18 protein-coding genes and 1 riboswitch are annotated in these 17,182 nt (G+C 70.6%); of the genes, 9 read left to right on the top strand and 9 right to left on the bottom strand.

Annotated elements, in window-relative coordinates:
- The first annotated feature begins 8 nt into the window (after window positions 1-8).
- Window positions 9-1,115: a GNAT family N-acetyltransferase gene (locus ACFYXB_RS28810; protein WP_389587250.1), complete on the top strand. Its 1,107-nt coding sequence runs from the start codon at window positions 9-11 to the stop codon at window positions 1,113-1,115.
- 15 nt (window positions 1,116-1,130) lie between these two features.
- Here ACFYXB_RS28810 and ACFYXB_RS28805 read toward each other — a convergent pair whose 3' ends face one another.
- Together ACFYXB_RS28805 and ACFYXB_RS28800 are read right to left on the bottom strand one after the other, a co-directional pair.
- A complete protein-coding gene (locus tag ACFYXB_RS28805; RefSeq protein ID WP_351355597.1) occupies window positions 1,131-1,406 on the bottom strand; it encodes a DUF4031 domain-containing protein in 276 nt (91 codons plus the stop codon).
- Window positions 1,407-1,413: 7 nt separating this feature from the next.
- Window positions 1,414-1,800 (bottom strand): hypothetical protein, encoded by a 387-nt coding sequence (locus tag ACFYXB_RS28800; protein ID WP_351355594.1) that lies wholly within the window; start codon window positions 1,798-1,800, stop codon window positions 1,414-1,416.
- A 55-nt stretch (window positions 1,801-1,855) separates the two neighbouring features.
- Here ACFYXB_RS28800 and ACFYXB_RS28795 point away from each other — a divergent pair, with 55 nt between their 5' ends.
- The 4 genes from ACFYXB_RS28795 to ACFYXB_RS28780 all read left to right on the top strand — a co-directional run bounded on the left by ACFYXB_RS28795 (window position 1,856) and on the right by ACFYXB_RS28780 (window position 4,762).
- The gene (locus ACFYXB_RS28795; protein WP_389587247.1) at window positions 1,856-2,800 is read left to right on the top strand and encodes a MurR/RpiR family transcriptional regulator; all 945 of its coding nucleotides are present in this window, start codon (window positions 1,856-1,858) and stop codon (window positions 2,798-2,800) included.
- 68 nt (window positions 2,801-2,868) lie between these two features.
- The gene (murQ, locus tag ACFYXB_RS28790) at window positions 2,869-3,804 is read left to right on the top strand and encodes an N-acetylmuramic acid 6-phosphate etherase (protein ID WP_351355588.1); all 936 of its coding nucleotides are present in this window, start codon (window positions 2,869-2,871) and stop codon (window positions 3,802-3,804) included.
- Window positions 3,805-3,855: 51 nt separating this feature from the next.
- Window positions 3,856-4,101 (top strand): hypothetical protein, encoded by a 246-nt coding sequence (locus ACFYXB_RS28785; protein WP_389587245.1) that lies wholly within the window; start codon window positions 3,856-3,858, stop codon window positions 4,099-4,101.
- Window positions 4,102-4,195: 94 nt separating this feature from the next.
- Window positions 4,196-4,762 carry a hypothetical protein gene (locus ACFYXB_RS28780; RefSeq protein ID WP_388498353.1) on the top strand — a complete coding sequence of 189 codons (567 nt, stop codon included), beginning with the start codon at window positions 4,196-4,198 and terminating at the stop codon, window positions 4,760-4,762.
- Between the two features lie 132 nt (window positions 4,763-4,894).
- Here ACFYXB_RS28780 and groL read toward each other — a convergent pair whose 3' ends face one another.
- The 4 genes from groL to thrC all read right to left on the bottom strand — a co-directional run bounded on the left by groL (window position 4,895) and on the right by thrC (window position 9,048).
- Window positions 4,895-6,517 carry a chaperonin GroEL gene (gene groL / locus ACFYXB_RS28775; protein ID WP_351355579.1) on the bottom strand — a complete coding sequence of 541 codons (1,623 nt, stop codon included), beginning with the start codon at window positions 6,515-6,517 and terminating at the stop codon, window positions 4,895-4,897.
- A gap of 342 nt (window positions 6,518-6,859) precedes the next feature.
- Window positions 6,860-7,063: a cold-shock protein gene (locus ACFYXB_RS28770; RefSeq protein ID WP_004986573.1), complete on the bottom strand. Its 204-nt coding sequence runs from the start codon at window positions 7,061-7,063 to the stop codon at window positions 6,860-6,862.
- A gap of 429 nt (window positions 7,064-7,492) precedes the next feature.
- Complete coding sequence (locus ACFYXB_RS28765; protein ID WP_351355576.1) at window positions 7,493-7,768, bottom strand: MoaD/ThiS family protein; 276 nt, start codon at window positions 7,766-7,768, stop codon at window positions 7,493-7,495.
- The gene (gene thrC / locus ACFYXB_RS28760) at window positions 7,765-9,048 is read right to left on the bottom strand and encodes a threonine synthase (protein ID WP_389587242.1); all 1,284 of its coding nucleotides are present in this window, start codon (window positions 9,046-9,048) and stop codon (window positions 7,765-7,767) included. The genes ACFYXB_RS28765 and thrC overlap by 4 nt, the downstream gene beginning before the upstream one ends.
- Before the next feature lie 18 nt (window positions 9,049-9,066).
- A riboswitch (SAM riboswitch) is annotated at window positions 9,067-9,218 on the bottom strand.
- A 162-nt stretch (window positions 9,219-9,380) separates the two neighbouring features.
- Here thrC and ACFYXB_RS28755 point away from each other — a divergent pair.
- Together ACFYXB_RS28755 and ACFYXB_RS28750 are read left to right on the top strand one after the other, a co-directional pair.
- On the top strand, window positions 9,381-10,352 hold the full coding sequence (locus ACFYXB_RS28755; protein ID WP_389587240.1) for a glucosyl-3-phosphoglycerate synthase: 972 nt from the start codon (window positions 9,381-9,383) through the stop codon (window positions 10,350-10,352).
- Between the two features lie 293 nt (window positions 10,353-10,645).
- Window positions 10,646-12,037, top strand: a complete 1,392-nt coding sequence (locus ACFYXB_RS28750) for a trehalose-6-phosphate synthase (protein ID WP_351355567.1) — start codon at window positions 10,646-10,648, stop codon at window positions 12,035-12,037.
- 174 nt (window positions 12,038-12,211) lie between these two features.
- Here ACFYXB_RS28750 and otsB read toward each other — a convergent pair whose 3' ends face one another.
- The 3 genes from otsB to ACFYXB_RS28735 all read right to left on the bottom strand — a co-directional run bounded on the left by otsB (window position 12,212) and on the right by ACFYXB_RS28735 (window position 14,883).
- Window positions 12,212-13,084: a trehalose-phosphatase gene (otsB, locus tag ACFYXB_RS28745; RefSeq protein ID WP_389587239.1), complete on the bottom strand. Its 873-nt coding sequence runs from the start codon at window positions 13,082-13,084 to the stop codon at window positions 12,212-12,214.
- Window positions 13,085-13,367: 283 nt separating this feature from the next.
- A complete protein-coding gene (locus ACFYXB_RS28740) occupies window positions 13,368-13,601 on the bottom strand; it encodes a DUF3263 domain-containing protein (RefSeq protein WP_351355561.1) in 234 nt (77 codons plus the stop codon).
- Window positions 13,602-13,635: 34 nt separating this feature from the next.
- Complete coding sequence (locus tag ACFYXB_RS28735) at window positions 13,636-14,883, bottom strand: extracellular solute-binding protein (RefSeq protein WP_389587236.1); 1,248 nt, start codon at window positions 14,881-14,883, stop codon at window positions 13,636-13,638.
- 129 nt (window positions 14,884-15,012) lie between these two features.
- Here ACFYXB_RS28735 and ACFYXB_RS28730 point away from each other — a divergent pair, with 129 nt between their 5' ends.
- Together ACFYXB_RS28730 and nagA are read left to right on the top strand one after the other, a co-directional pair.
- The gene (locus tag ACFYXB_RS28730; protein WP_389587234.1) at window positions 15,013-15,990 is read left to right on the top strand and encodes an ROK family protein; all 978 of its coding nucleotides are present in this window, start codon (window positions 15,013-15,015) and stop codon (window positions 15,988-15,990) included.
- Window positions 15,990-17,132: an N-acetylglucosamine-6-phosphate deacetylase gene (gene nagA, locus ACFYXB_RS28725; protein ID WP_389587232.1), complete on the top strand. Its 1,143-nt coding sequence runs from the start codon at window positions 15,990-15,992 to the stop codon at window positions 17,130-17,132. Before ACFYXB_RS28730 ends, nagA begins: the two co-directional genes overlap by 1 nt.
- Window positions 17,133-17,182 lie beyond the last annotated feature (50 nt).

The raw sequence follows: 17,182 nt of genomic DNA, 5'->3' as shown, positions 1-17,182 counted from the left end.
TGCCGTGCATGCGTGCATTGGGCGGGGACCAGGTGGACGAGGCCGTGGCGAGCTGTACGGCGACGCTGCGCACGGTGGTGGACCGGGACTGGGAAGGGGTGAAGGCCGGGCGGGTGGAGTGGAGTTGCCTGCACACGGCGGAGCACATCGCCGGTGACCTCATCGCGTACGCGGGCCAGCTCGCCGGACGCGCGCAGGACGCGTACGTGCCCTTCGAGATCACCCTCGACGAGGGCACCGACAACGCGGGCGCCCTGCACGTGATCGAGACCACCGGCGCCCTGCTCTCCGCCGCCGTCCGCACCGCCCCTCGTGACGTCCGCGCCTTCCACCCGTACCCGTTCCGCAGCGCGGACCGCGAGGGCTTCGCCGCGATGGGCATCGCCGAGGTGCTGCTGCACACGCACGACATCGCCGAAGGTCTCGGGATCGCGTACGCGCCCTCCGAGGATCTCGCCGAAGCCGTGCTGGCCTGCATCTTCCCGCACGTCCAACCCGGTCCGGCCGCCTGGCCGACCCTGCTGTGGGCCACCGGGCGCGGGAACCTGCCGGGCCGGGCCCCGGTCACCGAGTGGCACTGGCACAACAACCTCGTCATCCCCGCCGAACGCCTCACCCTCACCGGCGTCCGGCCCGGCGCCGCCCACGATCTGCGCCTGGGCGGCGACGGCGGCTTCGAGTGGATCGACGGCGGGCCCTACCAGGGCACGCGGGAGGCCGCCGGGATGACCGTCAAGGCGTACGAGGCGGGCATCCTGCGGCCCGAGTTCGGGCTGTTCGCGCTCGTGCGCCGGGAGGACGGCCGCGCTGTCGGCGGCATCGGGTTCCACGGGGTCCCGGACCACGAGGGCCGCGTCGAGATCGGGTACGACCTCGCCGAAGCCGCGCGCGGACAGGGTTACGCGACCGAGGCGCTGCGCGCGCTGTCGGAGTGGGCGCTGGCCCGCGACGACGTGTCGGTGCTGTTCGCGGCCATAGAACCGGACAACCTCGCCTCGCAGGCCGTGGTGTCCCGGGCCGGCTTCGTCCCGGCGAGCGTGGCGGAGGAACGGACCGCGCACGAGGGGAACGACGCGGCGGACGGAGCACTGCTGCTCTACGTTCGCCGGGCCTGACGGCCGCCGTACGTCTTACGTCCTGCGCGCCTGACGCCCCTTGCGTCTGCGCAGTCCGGCCTTGTACAGCAGCCGTACCACCTCGCGGCTGCTGACCTCGATGGCCCCGGCGGCGACCGCGTCCGTGTACCGGTGCGACGGAAGGTCGTAGTGATCGCGCTCGAACGCCCGCCGGGGCACACCCAACTCGGCGGCGAACAGGTGCAGTTCGTCGTACGACACGTCGCTCACGAGGTGCGACCACATGCGCCCGTGGCCGGGCCACTGCGGCGGGTCGATGTAGACCGTCACGAGAGCCTCACGAGGACGGCGCCCCGCCGCCCGTCGCCCGCCCCAGCGCGCCCACGGCCGCGACCTTCACGCCCGCCTTGTGACACACCCAGTGCGGATCGGGCCCTAGCTCCGGCTCGACGTCCAGGGCGTGCGGGTCCCCGGAACCGCACACCGGGCACAGCGGCCACCGGCCGTACCGTTCGAGCAGGGCGTCCTGGACGTCCTGGGCGACCAACCCCGCCACGTACGCCACCCCGTCGGGCCATTGCTCGACCCACCACCGGCGCTGTACGACGGAGTCCTCGACCAGCGAGACCACGTCCGCCTCGGCGACCTCGCCCGCGACCAGATCGGCGAGCACGAGGGCGCGTGCAGCGTGCAGCGCCTGCTCCAGCGGGGTAATGGGATCCATGGTCCTATTGTGCGTGGTCTTGACCCCGGCACCGAGCCGAAAATATCTTTCATACGTGACCCAGAACGTGAAGGAAATTTTCGGAGAGTCGGGTGGCAGGGGTGGCACGGGCGCCTCGCCGCCCGCTCCGGCCGCGCTCGCCGCCAAGGTGCGCACGCTCGCCCCCTCCATGACCCGCTCCATGCAGCGCGTCGCCGAGGCCGTCGCGGGCGACCCGGCCGGCTGTGCCGCCCTCACGGTCACCGGCCTCGCCGAACTCACCGGCACCAGCGAGGCGACGGTCGTGCGCACCGCCCGCCTCCTCGGCTACCCGGGCTACCGCGATCTGCGCCTCGCCCTCGCGGGCCTCGCCGCGCAGCAGCAGTCGGGCCGCGCGCCCGCCATCACCACCGACATCGCGGTCGACGACCCGATCGCCGACGTGGTCGCCAAACTCGCCTACGACGAGCAGCAGACCCTCGCCGACACGGCCGCCGGCCTCGACACCACGCAACTCGGCGCGGCCGTCGCGGCACTGGCCGGAGCGCGGCGTACCGATGTGTACGGGATCGGCGCGTCGGGGCTGGTCGCCCAGGACCTCACCCAGAAGCTGCTGCGCATAGGGCTGATAGCCCACGCGCACAGCGACCCGCACCTCGCCGTCACCAACGCCGTGCAACTGCGCAGCGGGGACGTGGCGATCGCGATCACACATTCCGGTTCGACGGGGGACGTCATCGAGCCGCTGCGGGTCGCGTTCGAGCGCGGCGCGACCACCGTCGCCATCACCGGCCGGCCGGACTCACCGGTGACGCAGTACGCCGACCACGTGCTCACCACGTCCACCTCCCGGGAGAGCGAACTGCGGCCCGCCGCGATGTCCTCCCGGACCAGTCAACTCCTCGTCGTGGACTGCCTGTTCGTGGGAGTGGCGCAACGTACGTACGAGTCGGCCGCGCCCGCGCTGGCCGCGTCGTACGAGGCGCTGGCCCACCGGCACCGGAGCACGCCGCGCCGCTAGGAGCCATCAAGGATCACCAGAGATCACTTGGGACCCGCACGGAACCGCGTTGGAAAGAGCCGCTGCCCATGACCTCCATGTCCGAACCCCGTGACCTCCGCGCCGAGCTGGAGAGCCTGACCACGGAAGCCTTCCGCCCCGAACTCGCCGAGATCGACCGGCTCCCCACGCTCGACATCGCCCGCCTGATGAACGGCGAGGACACGGGCGTCCCCGCCGCCGTCGCCGTGCGCCTCCCGCAGATCGCCGCCGCGATCGACGCGATCGCCGCCCGCATGTCCCGCGGCGGCCGGCTGATCTACGCGGGCGCGGGCACCGCGGGCCGCCTCGGTGTCCTGGACGCCTCCGAGTGCCCGCCCACCTTCAACACCGACCCGTCGCAGGTCGTCGGCCTCATCGCCGGCGGACCCGAGGCCATGGTCACGTCCGTCGAAGGCGCCGAGGACTCCAAGGAGCTGGCCCGGGCGGACCTCGACGCGCTGTCCCCGACGTCCGCCGACACGGTGGTCGGCATCTCCGCGTCCGGCCGCACCCCGTACGCGATCGGCGCCGTCGAGCACGCCCGCGCCCTGGGCGCACTGACCGTCGGCCTGGCCTGCAACGAGCACAGCGCGCTCGCGGCGGCGGCCGAGCACGGTCTGGAGATCGTCGTGGGCCCGGAACTGCTCACCGGCTCCACCCGTTTGAAGGCCGGTACGGCGCAGAAGCTGGTCCTCAACATGCTGTCGACGATCACGATGATCCGCCTCGGCAAGACGTACGGAAACCTGATGGTCGACGTACGCGCCTCGAACGAGAAGCTCCGCGCCCGCTCACGCCGTATCGTCGCCCTGGCCACGGGAGCCACGGACGAGGAGATCGAGCGGGCCCTCACCGAGACGGAGGGCGAGGTGAAGAACGCGATCCTGGTCATCCTGACCGACGTCGACGGCCCGACGGCGACCCGCCTCCTGGCGCAATCGGCGGGCCACTTGCGCGCGGCGCTGGCGGCGGCGATGGGGTGACGCCGGGTTCTGGTGGCGTGACGCCGTCACCGGGGCGTTCGTTGCCCGGACATGATGAAGAAGCTCCTGGCCGTAGCCGCCCTGGCGACCTCCGGCGCCGCACTGGCCGCCCCCGCCCACGCCTCCGAAAACTGGACCACCACGGACACGGCCACCTGCGTCCGGGACCTGGCCGTCGCCCCGGTGGTCAGGGGTGTGGTGCCGGCAACTCTCCTGCCCGCCCCGGAAGCGGGCACCGCACACCACTCCTGCGGCAAGGGAATCCTGATCCGACAGGGCGCGGCCCGGAGCAATTGACCCGCCGTACGGCTCGTCATGTCGGGGCCGGTCCAGGGCACCATGGAGGAAGAACCCGAACCCGGACCGGTCACAGGAAACGGAGCCCCGAGCCGTGAATCACGCTCAACTGACCGCCCTCGGCCGGGCGCTCCGGCTCATCGGTGAGCACGGGGAAGCCCTGACCACCGACACCCCGGACACCCGGCTGCGCGAGGTAAGGGCCGACCTGCAGCGCGCCCTGGACCTGCTGGACGAGAGCGTCACGTCGGGCGCGGTCACGACTCGCTGCCCGGAACATCCGAACGGCCCCGTGGACGAGAGTGCCCAGGACCTCTGCCTGCTCTGCGAGACCCGGAGGCGGGCAGCCCGCCGCACCGAGTTCCACGGCGCCCGCCGGCCGAGGTCCGCCGACCCGGTCCCCTCCCGTTACGGCGTCCGATCCGACCGCCCACAGCCCCAGCAGCGCTGGCTGCCGGAGCTGTGGAACGGACGGGAGTGGCAACTCTGCGGCACACCGAGGCGGGACCGCCAGGAGGCCGAGCTGTACCTCGCCGCCCAGCGACGCGGCCCGCGGCCGGCAATGGCGTACCGGCTCGTGCACGAGTTCACCGACTACGAGGTGCTGAGAGTCTGGGGCACACCCGTGTACGTCGACGTCGAGCCGATGGGCAACCTCTAGGGCCGGTCGGCTCAGCTCAAGCAGCGCGCGCCCCACCGCCGGCGCCTGTGGTCCCGGACACGCCCGAGGGCGGCACCCCCTGGTCGGGGAGTGCCGCCCTCGGTCAACGGACGGTCGATCAACCGGAGTTGATCAGAAGTCCATGTCACCGCCCGGCATGCCGCCCGGAGCGGCCGCGGCGGCCTTCTCCGGCTTGTCGGCGATGACGGCCTCGGTGGTGAGGAACAGCGCGGCGATGGAGGCGGCGTTCTGCAGGGCAGAGCGGGTCACCTTCGCCGGGTCGATGATGCCTTCCTTGACCAGGTCGACGTACTCACCGGTCGCGGCGTTCAGGCCGTGTCCCGGGGTCAGGTTGCGCACCTTCTCCACCACGACACCGCCCTCGAGGCCGGCGTTGACGGCGATCTGCTTCAGCGGGGCCTCGAGCGCGATGCGCACGGCGTTGGCGCCGGTCGCCTCGTCACCCTCGAGGTCCAGCTTCTCGAAGACCGAGGAGGCCTGGATGAGCGCCACGCCACCACCGGCGACGATGCCCTCCTCGACGGCCGCCTTGGCGTTGCGGACGGCGTCCTCGATGCGGTGCTTGCGCTCCTTGAGCTCGACCTCGGTGGCGGCACCGGCCTTGATGACGGCCACGCCGCCGGCCAGCTTCGCCAGACGCTCCTGGAGCTTCTCGCGGTCGTAGTCCGAGTCCGACTGCTCGATCTCGGCGCGGATCTGGTTCACACGGCCCGCGACCTGCTCGGAGGAGCCGTCACCGTCGACGATGGTGGTCTCGTCCTTGGTGATGACGACCTTGCGGGCCTTGCCCAGGAGGTCCAGGGAGGTGTTCTCGAGCTTGAGACCGACCTCCTCGGAGATGACCTCGCCACCGGTGAGGATGGCGATGTCGTTCAGCATCGCCTTGCGGCGGTCACCGAAGCCCGGGGCCTTCACCGCGACGGACTTGAAGGTGCCGCGGATCTTGTTGACGACCAGGGTCGACAGTGCCTCGCCCTCGACGTCCTCGGCGATGATCAGCAGCGGCTTGCCCGACTGCATGACCTTCTCGAGGAGCGGGAGCAGGTCCTTGACCGAGGAGATCTTGGAGTTGGCGATCAGGATGTACGGGTCGTCGAGGACGGCCTCCATACGCTCCATGTCGGTCGCGAAGTACGCCGAGATGTAGCCCTTGTCGAAGCGCATGCCCTCGGTGAGCTCGAGCTCGAGACCGAAGGTCTGCGACTCCTCGACGGTGATGACGCCTTCCTTGCCGACCTTGTCCATGGCCTCGGCGATGAGCTCGCCGATCTGGGTGTCGGCGGCGGAGATGGAGGCCGTGGAGGCGATCTGCTCCTTGGTCTCGACGTCCTTGGCCTGCTCGAGCAGGGCGGCGGAGACGGCCTCGACGGCCTTCTCGATACCGCGCTTGAGGGCCATCGGGTTGGCGCCGGCGGCTACGTTGCGCAGGCCCTCCTTGACCAGGGCCTGGGCGAGAACGGTCGCCGTGGTCGTACCGTCACCGGCGACGTCGTCCGTCTTCTTGGCGACTTCCTTGACCAGCTCGGCGCCGATCTTCTCGTACGGGTCCTCGAGCTCGATCTCCTTGGCGATGGAGACACCATCGTTGGTGATCGTGGGGGCGCCCCACTTCTTCTCGAGGACGACGTTGCGGCCCTTGGGGCCGAGCGTCACCTTGACGGCGTCCGCGAGCTGGTTCATGCCGCGCTCGAGGCCGCGCCGCGCCTCCTCGTCGAACGCGATGATCTTGGCCATGTGAAGTGGTCCCTCCAGGACTGGGGGTGATTCCTTCGGACCGCGCCCGCGCCCGCGACGGACGGCTCGCCGGCCTTGTGGTTCCTTGCCCCACCCGGCCTGCGGGCCTCACCGACCCGGTCCATCTTTGTCACTCTCACCTTCAGAGTGCTAACGCCAATGATTAGCACTCGACCCCATCGAGTGCAAGCGCCTACGAAGCAGGCTCGATGAGGGGTGGTGGTCGGGTGACGGGCGGGCGCAAGCGGCTCCAGGGATCGCGCCGGGTACGACACGGAACCGGCGGACAGCATGAAGGGTCCGTACCCCTGCCGGGCACGGACCCTTCATGTGTGAGAATGTTCAGGCGGTGACGCGAACCATGTCGGCCTGCGGGCCCTTCTGACCCTGCGAGATCTCGAACTCGACCCGCTGGCCCTCTTCCAGGGTGCGGTAGCCGTCCATCTGAATCGCGCTGTAGTGGACGAAGACGTCCGCACCACCGTCGACCGCGATGAAGCCGTACCCCTTCTCCGCGTTGAACCACTTGACGGTGCCCTGAGCCATGCCTAACTCCCCTATTACTGGCCCTTGCACAGATCCACACTTCGCGGATCCGGGTCAGACCTCACCCCCCAAGGTTGGGGGCGTGCGCCGGAACGCGTCGACCGCGGCTGAATGTATCTGTCCAACTGCCGTCTGCAACAGGTCAATCGGACGAGAAATCTGGACGCCAGGGGTCGGGAATCTGCCGAGAATTCGCCTGAATTCCGGTCAAGTCGGACCCCACAAAGGGCACAAATGCCGCAAATAGCCCGCACACTTTGGCTACTTCTTATCGGGCTCGCGGAATGATTCCGGGGCCTACGACCCGGGGATCGGCAGCACGTTCCCCAACTGTACCGCGCTCAACCACACTGAATTGCCCCCTCCGCTTCTCTCACAGAGGGGGCAATCGGATGAACAGCCGGTAACTGTAGTTACCGAAGGTAACTGTCAGCCGCCGGCAACGGCCGGAATGATGGACACGCCTGCGCCGTCCGGGGTCACGGTCTCCAGGCCCTGCTCGAAGCGGACGTCGTCGTCGTTGACGTACACGTTGACGAAGCGGCGCAGCTTGCCCTGGTCGTCCAGAACACGGGCGGCGATGCCGGTGTGGTTCTTCTCCAGGTCGGCGATGACGGCGGCGAGGGTCGCCCCCTCGGCGGGGACCTCGGCCTTGCCACCCGTGTAGGGACGCAGGATGGTCGGGATGCGAACGGTCACGCTCATGCGAGGCCAGCCTCTCGGAAGGAGTCCAGGTTCGGGCGGATGGTCGCGGTCAGACCGGTGCCGGCCACCGCGTCAAGGGTCTTGAGGCCGTCGCCCGTGTTGAGGACGACGGTCGTCTTCGTCGGGTCGAGCACGCCGGTCTCGATCAGCTTGCGCGTCACGCCCACCGTCACGCCACCCGCCGTCTCGGCGAAGATGCCCTCCGTACGCGCCAACAGCTTGATCGCGTCGACGATCTGCTCGTCCGTCACATCCTCCACGGCCCCGCCGGTGCGGCGCGCGATGTCGAGGACGTACGGGCCGTCGGCCGGGTTGCCGATGGCGAGGGACTTGGCGATGGTGTCCGGCTTCTGCGGGCGGACCACGTCGTGGCCCTCCTTGAAGGCCACCGACACCGGCGAGCAGCCCTCGGCCTGCGCACCGAAGATCTTGTACGGCTTGTCCTCGACCAGACCGAGTTCGATCAGCTCCCGCAGACCCTTGTCGATCTTCGTGAGCTGGGAGCCGGAGGCGATCGGGACCACGATCTGGTCCGGCAGCCGCCAGCCGAGCTGCTCGCAGACCTCGTACGCCAGGGTCTTGGAACCCTCCGCGTAGTACGGCCGCAGGTTGACGTTGACGAAGCCCCAGCCCTCGCCGGCCGGGTCGCCGATCAGCTCGGAGCAGAAGCGGTTCACGTCGTCGTAGTTGCCCTCGATGCCGACGAGGTCACCGCCGTAGATCGCGGCCATGACGATCTTGCCCTGCTCCAGGTCGTGCGGGATGAACACGCAGGAGCGGAAGCCGGCGCGGGCGGCAGCGGCGCCGACGGCACCGGCCAGGTTGCCCGTCGAGGAGCAGGAGAGGGTGGTGAAGCCGAAGGCGCGCGCCGCCTCCAGCGCCTGGGCCACGACGCGGTCCTTGAAGGAGTGCGTCGGGTTGCCGGAGTCGTCCTTCACGAACAGGCCGCCGGTCACGCCGAGTTCGCGGGCGAGGTTGTCGGCCTTGACGAGCGGGGTCCAGCCGGGGTTGATGTTCGGCTTGCCGGCCACGTCCGCGGGGACGGGCAGCAGGGGCGCGTAGCGCCAGATGTTCGCGGGGCCCGCTTCGATCTGCTTGCGGAGCTCCTCGGTTTCGTACGCCGAGAAGTTGTACGCGATCTCGAGCGGGCCGAAACACTCCTCGCAGGCGAATACCGGTCCGAGCGGCACCCGGTGGCCGCACTCCCGGCAGCTCAGTGCCGCGGCGGGGCCGAGGTCTACCGTGGGATTCGTGGTGGTTGCAACAGTCTGCACAGCCATGTGAGGCGAGGCCCTTTCTCCTCATCTTCCTCACGACGCATCTCGCCGTGAGACGGATTTGGCACCTTCCCTAGCCGGGAGCCTCGCGGGCGATCAGTGATCTACGAGTACCGACTGGAGGGTTGCCGGGGCTTCATCGGGCCGTATCCCTCTGCCCCTCTGGATGAGCTGTATGCGGTTGTAAACGCTCATGACCCCCGACATGCGATGGTCATCGGCGTTGTTCAAGACTGTAACCGAAGGCCAGGACAGTTGAGATAGACGTCCGAACCGCGAGATTGATCACACGGTCAGTCACCAGGTGTGATCACTACAGTGAGGAGCCGCTGACTGTGCTGGAAGAAGTCGAGCGCTGGCTGGCCACCCGCTCCTGGTCCGTGACCGACCGCTCGCTCCACAAGATCCTGGCCGCGAAGCAGCGTACGGGCCAGTCGGTGTCCGTGGTGCTGCCCGCGCTGAACGAGGAGGAGACGGTCGGCGACATCGTCGCCGTCATCCGTCACGATCTCATGCAGCAGGTCCCGCTCGTCGACGAGATCGTCGTCGTCGACTCGGGTTCCACCGACCGCACCTCCCAGGTGGCCGCCGCCGCGGGCGCCCGGGTCGTGCACCGCGACGAGATACTTCCGCGCCTGCCCGCCGTCCCCGGCAAGGGCGAGGTGCTGTGGCGCTCGCTGCTGGTCACCACCGGTGACATCGTCTGTTTCATCGACGCCGACCTCCGGGAGTTCTCTCCCGACTTCGTCTCCGGGATCGTGGGCCCACTGCTCACCGACCCGGACGTGGACCTGGTCAAGGCGATGTACGACCGTCCGCTCGGCACTGTGTCGAATGAGCTCGCCTCCGGCAAGACGGCGGAGCAGGGCGGCCGGGTCACCGAGCTGATGGCGCGCCCGCTGCTGAACATGCACTGGCCGCAGCTGGCCGGTTTCGTGCAGCCGCTCGGCGGCGAGTACGCGGCCCGCCGCTCGCTGCTGGAACAGTTGCCGTTCCCCGTCGGGTACGGCGTCGAACTGGGCATGCTGGTCGACGCCCTGCACCTCGTGGGGCTCGACGCGCTGGCCCAGGTCGACGTCGGCGTGCGCAAGCATCGGCACCAGGACGGACAGGCGCTGGGCCGGATGGCGGCCGCCATCTACCGCACCGCGCAACTGAGGCTGGCGCGCGGGCATCTCATCCGTCCTTCCCTCACCCAGTTCGAGCGGGGCGAGGACGGTTTCGAGCCGCGCACGTACTCGGTGGACACCGAGGAGCGGCCACCGATGGTGGAGATCGCGGAGTACGCCGCGCGCCGGGTGGCGTGAGCACGTTCGCCGGGTGGCAGAACCTTCCGCCACGCGGCGTCAACGTATGCGTCACGCTGTAAACGCGCACGACGCCAGAGCCTCGTATACCGTCGCGTCGTACGTTTGAGCGCGTCAACGACGGGCTAGGTTGAGGCTTGTGACTCCGCTCCCTGCCCGAAGGAAGGGGCTTCCAATCCGAGGATTGCGGTCCAGCCCGAACCGATCCCTGTACGGGATTCAGGGAAAGTAGCACGGGCAAGGGAGATCAAGTTCCCAGTCGGCTGAAGTATGTGCCCCTCGCTAGGAGACCGATGGCTTCCACTCACGCTGCCCGGGTTCTGGTCGCCTCCAACCGCGGCCCGGTCTCGTACGGCGTGCGCGAGGACGGCTCGCTGCACGCCAAGCGGGGTGGCGGCGGGCTGGTGTCCGGGCTCTCCGCGATCGGGCCGGACGCGGACGCGCTATGGGTGTGCGCCGCGCTCGGTGACGGCGACCGCGAGGCGGTACGGCGCGGGGTCGCCGAGCCGGGCGTGCGGATGCTGGACATTCCGGCGGACGTACACGCCGACGCGTACAACGGGATCGCCAACTCCGTGCTGTGGTTCGTGCACCACATGCTGTACCAGACCCCGCTGGAGCCGGTCTTCGACGCGGAGTTCCGGCGGCAGTGGGCGTCGTACCAGGCCTACAACCGGGCGTTCGCCGAGGCGCTGGCCGAGGAGGCGGCCGAGGGCGCGGCGGTGATGATCCAGGACTACCACCTGGCCCTGGCGCCACGGATGCTCCGGCAGCTGCGGCCCGACCTGCGCATCGGCCACTTCTCGCACACCCCGTGGGCGCCGCCGGACTACTTCCGGCTGCTGCCGGACGACATCGCGGCCGAGCTGCTCGGCGGGATCCTGGGCGCGGACCGGGCGGCGTTCCTCACCCGGCGCTGGGCGGACGCGTTCACCGACTGCTGTCACGCGGTCCTGGGCCCCGGCATCCCGTCCGGCACGCGCATCGGCGTGCACGGGCTCGGCGCGGACGCGGACTTTCTGCGCAAGCGCTCGCACGAGCCGGACGTCGCCGAGCGGATGGCGGCGCTGCGGGCGGAGATCGGTGAGGGACGGAAGACGATCGTGCGGGTCGACCGCACCGAGCTGTCGAAGAACATCGTGCGGGGGCTGCTGGCGTACCGGCAGCTGCTCGACGACCATCCGGAGTGGCGCGAGCGGGTCGTGCACGTCGCGTTCGCGTATCCCTCCCGTCAGGACCTGGCCGTCTACCGGGACTACACGGCGGAGGTGGCACGCCTCGCGGACGAGATCAACTCCCGGTACGGAACGCCGGGTTGGACCCCGGTGCTGCTGAACCTGAAGGACGACTTCGCGCGCTCGCTGGCCGCGTACCGGCTCGCGGACGTGGCCCTGGTGAACCCGATCCGGGACGGCATGAACCTGGTCGCCAAGGAGGTGCCGGTGGTCTCGGACGAGGGGTGTGCGCTGGTGCTGTCGCGGGAGGCGGGGGCGTACGAGGAGCTGGGCGAGGACGCGATCACGGTGAACCCGTACGACGTGGTGGGTACGGCGGATGCGCTGCAGCAGGCGCTCACGATGCCGTTCGGGGAGCGGGCGGAGCGTACGAAGCGGCTCGCTGCGGCGGCTACGGCGTTGCCGCCTGCGCAGTGGTTTCTGGATCAGCTGGGGGCGCTGGACGGCTGATCGCGGGGCGCCCGGCGCTGGGGCTGGGGCTGGGCGGGGGTGGGTTCGCTTGCCCGCGCTTGCGGGGTGCCTCCCCCACTCTCGGCTTCGCTCGAGCGGGGGACTCCCATCGCCCACCCGTGCCGCCCGGGGGTCCCCCCGCTCGAAGAGTGGCGGAGGCACGACTGCCCGCAGTTATGGCTGGGGCAGTTCGGCCGCCAGGCTCCTCAGCAGGTCTACGACCCCCTCCGGGCCGTTCACCACGATGTCCGCCCGTTCGGCCAGTTCCGTGACCTCCGTGCTGCCGCTGCACACCAGCAGGCCGGGGACGCCGTCGGAACGGAGTTTGTCGACCGCGGCGTAGGCGGGGAGGTCGCCCAGGTCGTCGCCGGCGTAGAGGACCGACTCGGCGGCGGTGGCACGGAAGTGTTCGAGGAGGGCGACGCCCTTGTCCATGCCGGGCGGGCGGAGTTCGAGGACCAGGCGGCCGGGCTCGACGATCAGGCCGTGCCGGGTGGCGAGGTCGGTGAGGGGGCCGCGCAGGGCCTCGAACGCGGCCTGGGGGTCGTCCGCCCGGCGGGTGTGGACGGCGACGGCCCGCCCCTTCTCCTCGATCCAGGTGCCGTGCCAGGCGCCGATGCTGTCGAGGAAGCCCGGCAGTTCGGCGCGCACGCCGGCGACGCCGGGGTGCGCGGCGGGGGCGGTGACGGTGCCGGAGACCGCGTCCCAGCGTTCGGCGCCGTAGTGGCCGAGGACGACGAGGTGTTCCAGGCCGGGGACGCCGGCGAAGCCGCCGTAGCGGACGGCCACCCCGGCCGGGCGGCCGGTGACCACCGCGACGGAGGCCACCTTCGGGGCGAGGGCGGCGAGCGCGGGTACGGCGTCCGGGTGGGCGCGGGCCTGGTCGGGGTCCGGGACGATCGGCGCGAGCGTCCCGTCGAAGTCGAGGCCGATCACGGCGGTGCGGGGCCGGGCGAGCAGCGCCGCCAGCCCTTCGCGTCCTGCCTGGGTGGCCGGGGTCGGCAACGGGTCCGCCGCCTCCGTCGAGTCCGTCCTGTGGATGCCCATACGGCGACCCTATCCAGGTGAGGCCAGCAGCACGCGCGGCGGCGCAGGTCGGCCGGATCTCTGCGCTCACCCCGCCGCACCCCCGCCGCAAACCCAGCAGCATGTCGACCGGACAGCTGCACCGCCCCGCCACGCACCCCACAGCACCCGCCCAGCGCACGTGCCGGAGCTCACATCGTGCCGAACCCCGCGCCCGCCCCCAGCACACGCACAACCGCGCTGCCCGGCCCGCCGCCGACTCCCGCCCAGCGCACGCTCGCAGCGCAAGTCCGCCGAATCCGCGTCAGCGTTGCGTGCGGCGCGTCTCGCGGACCCGGCGCAGCCGGTTCACCGTCACCGGGTCGTGGGCGAGGGCCCGCTCGTCGTCGAGCAGGGCGTTCAGGAGCTGGTAGTAGCGAACGGGGGCCAGGCCCAGCTCCTCGCGTATCGCCCGTTCCTTCGCGCCGGGGCCCGTGAAGCCGCGGCGCTCCAGTGCGAGGATGGCCTGTTCGCGTCGGCCCAGCTCGTCCGGTTCCATGCCCTGAACGGTAACGCCGGGCACCGACAGCGGGTCAGTTCGAGGCGCTGCTGTCGGCGGCGGTGGCGGCGGCCTGGATGCGGCCGAGGACGTCGGTGGGGCTGCCGCTCGGGGCGACGGCCTGGCCGATGTTCTTCTTGATGTCGGCACTGACCGCCGCCCAGGAGGTCTTGCCGACCGGATAGAGCTGGGCGGTGGTGAGCTGGTCCAGGAAGGCGTGCAGGTCCTTGTCGCGGGGGGCCTGAGCCATGGTGTCGGAGGCCGAGCTGGTCACCGGGAGGAGGCCGTACTCGCGGGAGAAGGCGAGGACGTTCTTCTCGTCGTAGACGAAGTTCAGGAAGTCGCCGATCTGCTCGGCGTGGCCGTTCTGCTTGAAGGCCATCATCCAGTCGGCGACGCCCATCGTGGCCTTGGCCTGGCCGGTGCGGCCCGGCATCGGCACCATGCCGAACTTCACGCCCTTCTCGGCGGCCTGCCGCATCAGCGTGGGGTGTCCGTTGAGCATGCCGACCTTGCCGTTCGCGAAGGCGGTGAAGGCGTCGGCGCGGTTGAGCTTGCCGGGGGCGACCGGGCCGGTGAGTCCCTTGGCGACGAGGTCGTCCTTGAGCCAGCTGAAGGTCTGGATGTTCTGCGTGGAGTTGATGGTGTAGGTGCCGGTGGTGTCGGTGTAGCCGTCGCCGCCGCTGAGCAGCCACTGCATGGTCTCGGCCTGTGCCTCCTCGGAGCCGAGGGGCAGCGCGTACGGGTACTCGACGCCCTGGTCCTTGAGTGCCCTGGCGTCGGCTTCGAGCTCGTCCCAGGTGGCGGGCGGGGTGATGCCGGCCTGGGCGAAGAGGGCCTTGTTGTAGAAGAGGACGCGCGTCGAGGCGGCGAAGGGGATGCCGTACTGGACGTGGTTGACCTGGCCGGCCTCGGCGAGCTGGGAGAGGAAGTCGGCCTGCACAGGTATGGAGAGCAGGTCGGAGGCCTGGTAGAGCTTGCCCGCGGCCGCGTAGTCGGCGTAGGCGCCGATCTGCGCGAGGTCGGGTGCCTTGCCGGCGTCGACCATCTCCTTGACCTTGCGGTCGACGTCGTTCCAGGAATAGACGCTGACCTCGACCTTCACACCGGAGTGCTGCGCCTCGTACTCCTCGACGAGCTTGTCCCAGTACTTCTGGGAGCTGCCCGCGGCCGAGTCGCCGTAGTCGGCGGCGACGAGTCTGAGGGTGATGTCCGAGGAACCCGTGCTGCCACAGCCGCCGAGGACCGCCGCCATGCCCAGTGCGGACACCACCGCGATCATTCCTGCCCCACGCCGACCCACCGTGTACCGCCCCGCCCCTGTTGTCTTTCGTTCAATCTGTGGACCCGCAAGGTCTACACCACCCTAGTGGACTAGACCTCTTGCGGGTCGGAGGTCCACACTGTCCCCGTGGAACATGTCATCGCCCTCGACGTGGGCGGCACCGGGATGAAGGCCGCCCTCATCGACGGCTCCGGGGGGCTCCTGCACCAGGACCGCCGGGCGACCGGGCGCGAACGCGGGCCCGACGCGGTGGTCCGCGGCATCGTCGACTTCGCCGCCGAGCTGAGCGCGTACGGCGCGGAGCGCTTCGGCGAACCGGCGGCCGCCATCGGCGTCGCCGTCCCCGGCATCGTCGACGAGACGGACGGCATCGCCGTCTACTCGGCCAACCTGGGCTGGCGCGACGTACCCCTGCGCGATCTGGTCGCCGAACGGCTCGGCGTCCCGGTCGCGCTCGGCCACGACGTGCGCACCGGCGGGCTCGCGGAGGGCCGCATCGGCGCGGGCCGGGGCGCGGACCGGTTCCTGTTCGTGCCGCTGGGCACCGGGATCGCGGGCGCGATCGGGCTGGACGGCCGGGTGGAGGCGGGTGCGCACGGCTTCGCGGGCGAGATCGGCCACATCGTCGTACGGCCCGGCGGGGCGCCGTGTCCGTGCGGGCAGATCGGCTGTCTGGAGCGGTACGCGTCCGCGGCCGCCGTCAGCGAGGCGTGGGCGTCGGTCTCCGGGGACCCGGGCGCCGACGCGGCCGACTGCGCGAAGGCTGTCGCGTCCGGCGACCCGAACGCCGTCCGGGTGTGGCAGGAGGCGGTGGACGCCCTGGCCGACGGGCTGGTCACCGCGCTCACCCTGCTCGACCCGCGCACGCTCATCATCGGCGGCGGACTGGCCGAGGCGGGGGACACGCTGTTCACTCCCCTGCGGGACGCCGTCCGGCGCCGCGTGACCTTCCAGAAGCTCCCGTCGATCGTCCCCGCGGCCCTCGGAGACACGGCCGGCTGCCTGGGCGCGGGGCTCCTCGCCCGGGGCCTCCTCGCAACGACCGACGCGCCCGAATCAACCGACGCTCTCGACACCACTGACCCTTCGGAGGTAAGCGCCTGATGGCCCCCACTTTGGTTCTCGCCGGTGCTCAGGTGGTGCTGCCCACCGGGATCGTGGACGACGGGCGCGTGATCGTCGAGGGTGAGCGGATCGCGGGCGCGGCTCCCGCGGACGCCGAGGTCGTCGACGTGCGCGGGCACTGGCTGGTGCCCGGCTTCGTCGACATCCACAACCACGGCGGTGGCGGCGCGTCCTTCTCCGGTACGGCCGACGAGGTCCTGACGGCCATCCGCACCCACCGGCTGCACGGCACCACCACGCTCGTCGCGTCCACCGTCACCGACGACATGGACTTCCTGGTCAAGCAGGCCGGGCTGCTGTCCGAGCTGGCCGAGCAGGGCGAGCTCGCCGGTATCCACTTCGAGGGCCCTTTCATCTCGCCCTGCCGCAAGGGCGCGCACTCCGAGGAACTGCTGCGCGACCCGGATCCGGCGGAGGTCCGCAAGCTGATCGACGCCGCGCGCGGCAGGGCGAAGATGGTCACCCTCGCCACCGAACTTCCCGGCGGCATCGAGTCGGTACGGCTGCTGGCGGAGCACGGGGTCATCGCCGCCGTCGGGCACACGGACGCGACGTACGAGCAGACGGTGGAGGCGATCGACGCGGGTGCGACCGTCGCGACCCACCTCTTCAACGCCATGCCCACGCTCGGCCACCGCTCCCCCGGCCCGGTCGCCGCGCTCCTGGAGGACGAGCGGGTCACCGTCGAGCTGATCAACGACGGCACGCATCTGCATCCGGCCGCGCTGGAGCTGGCGTTCCGGCACGCGGGCGCGGGGCGGGTCGCGTTCATCACCGACGCGATGGACGCCGCCGGCATCGGCGACGGCCGCTACATGCTCGGCCCGCTGGAGGTCGAGGTCAGCGAGGGCGTGGCCCGTCTGGTGCACGGCGGTTCGATCGCGGGCTCGACGCTGACCCTGGACCGCGCGTTCAAGCGCGCGGTGACGGTGGACCGGCTGCCGGTGGAGGACGTCGTGGCGGCCCTGTCCGCCAACCCGGCCCGGCTGCTCGGCATGGCCGACCGGGTGGGCTCCCTGGAGCCCGGCAGGTTCGCCGACCTCGTCCTGCTCGACGAGAACTTCGATCTCAAGGGCGTGATGCGGCAGGGCACCTGGGTGGTCGCTCCCCAACTGCCCTGATCCGTCCCGCCGTAGAGCACGCGTGAAGAGACGCCGATCGTCCCCTGGTC

It is taken from the genome of Streptomyces sp. NPDC002619 (assembly GCF_042889305.1).
In the GTDB taxonomy this organism is placed as follows: Bacteria; Actinomycetota; Actinomycetes; order Streptomycetales; family Streptomycetaceae; genus Streptomyces.
The sequence above is the reverse complement of the archived record's forward strand: the minus strand, read 5'-3'. Positions and strand labels throughout refer to the sequence as shown.

Bases quoted from the DNA above. Each gene is read 5' to 3' on its own strand.
- ACFYXB_RS28810 (WP_389587250.1), top strand. From the start codon at position 9: ATGCGTGCATTGGGCGGGGACCAGGTGGACGAGGCCGTGGCGAGCTGT.
- ACFYXB_RS28800 (WP_351355594.1), bottom strand. From the start codon at position 1,800: ATGGATCCCATTACCCCGCTGGAGCAGGCGCTGCACGCTGCACGCGCC.
- murQ (WP_351355588.1), top strand. From the start codon at position 2,869: ATGACCTCCATGTCCGAACCCCGTGACCTCCGCGCCGAGCTGGAGAGC.
- ACFYXB_RS28785 (WP_389587245.1), top strand. From the start codon at position 3,856: ATGATGAAGAAGCTCCTGGCCGTAGCCGCCCTGGCGACCTCCGGCGCC.
- groL (WP_351355579.1), bottom strand. From the start codon at position 6,517: ATGGCCAAGATCATCGCGTTCGACGAGGAGGCGCGGCGCGGCCTCGAG.
- ACFYXB_RS28770 (WP_004986573.1), bottom strand. From the start codon at position 7,063: ATGGCTCAGGGCACCGTCAAGTGGTTCAACGCGGAGAAGGGGTACGGC.
- ACFYXB_RS28765 (WP_351355576.1), bottom strand. From the start codon at position 7,768: ATGAGCGTGACCGTTCGCATCCCGACCATCCTGCGTCCCTACACGGGT.
- thrC (WP_389587242.1), bottom strand. From the start codon at position 9,048: ATGGCTGTGCAGACTGTTGCAACCACCACGAATCCCACGGTAGACCTC.
- ACFYXB_RS28750 (WP_351355567.1), top strand. From the start codon at position 10,646: ATGGCTTCCACTCACGCTGCCCGGGTTCTGGTCGCCTCCAACCGCGGC.
- otsB (WP_389587239.1), bottom strand. From the start codon at position 13,084: ATGGGCATCCACAGGACGGACTCGACGGAGGCGGCGGACCCGTTGCCG.
- ACFYXB_RS28740 (WP_351355561.1), bottom strand. From the start codon at position 13,601: ATGGAACCGGACGAGCTGGGCCGACGCGAACAGGCCATCCTCGCACTG.
- ACFYXB_RS28735 (WP_389587236.1), bottom strand. From the start codon at position 14,883: ATGATCGCGGTGGTGTCCGCACTGGGCATGGCGGCGGTCCTCGGCGGC.
- nagA (WP_389587232.1), top strand. From the start codon at position 15,990: ATGGCCCCCACTTTGGTTCTCGCCGGTGCTCAGGTGGTGCTGCCCACC.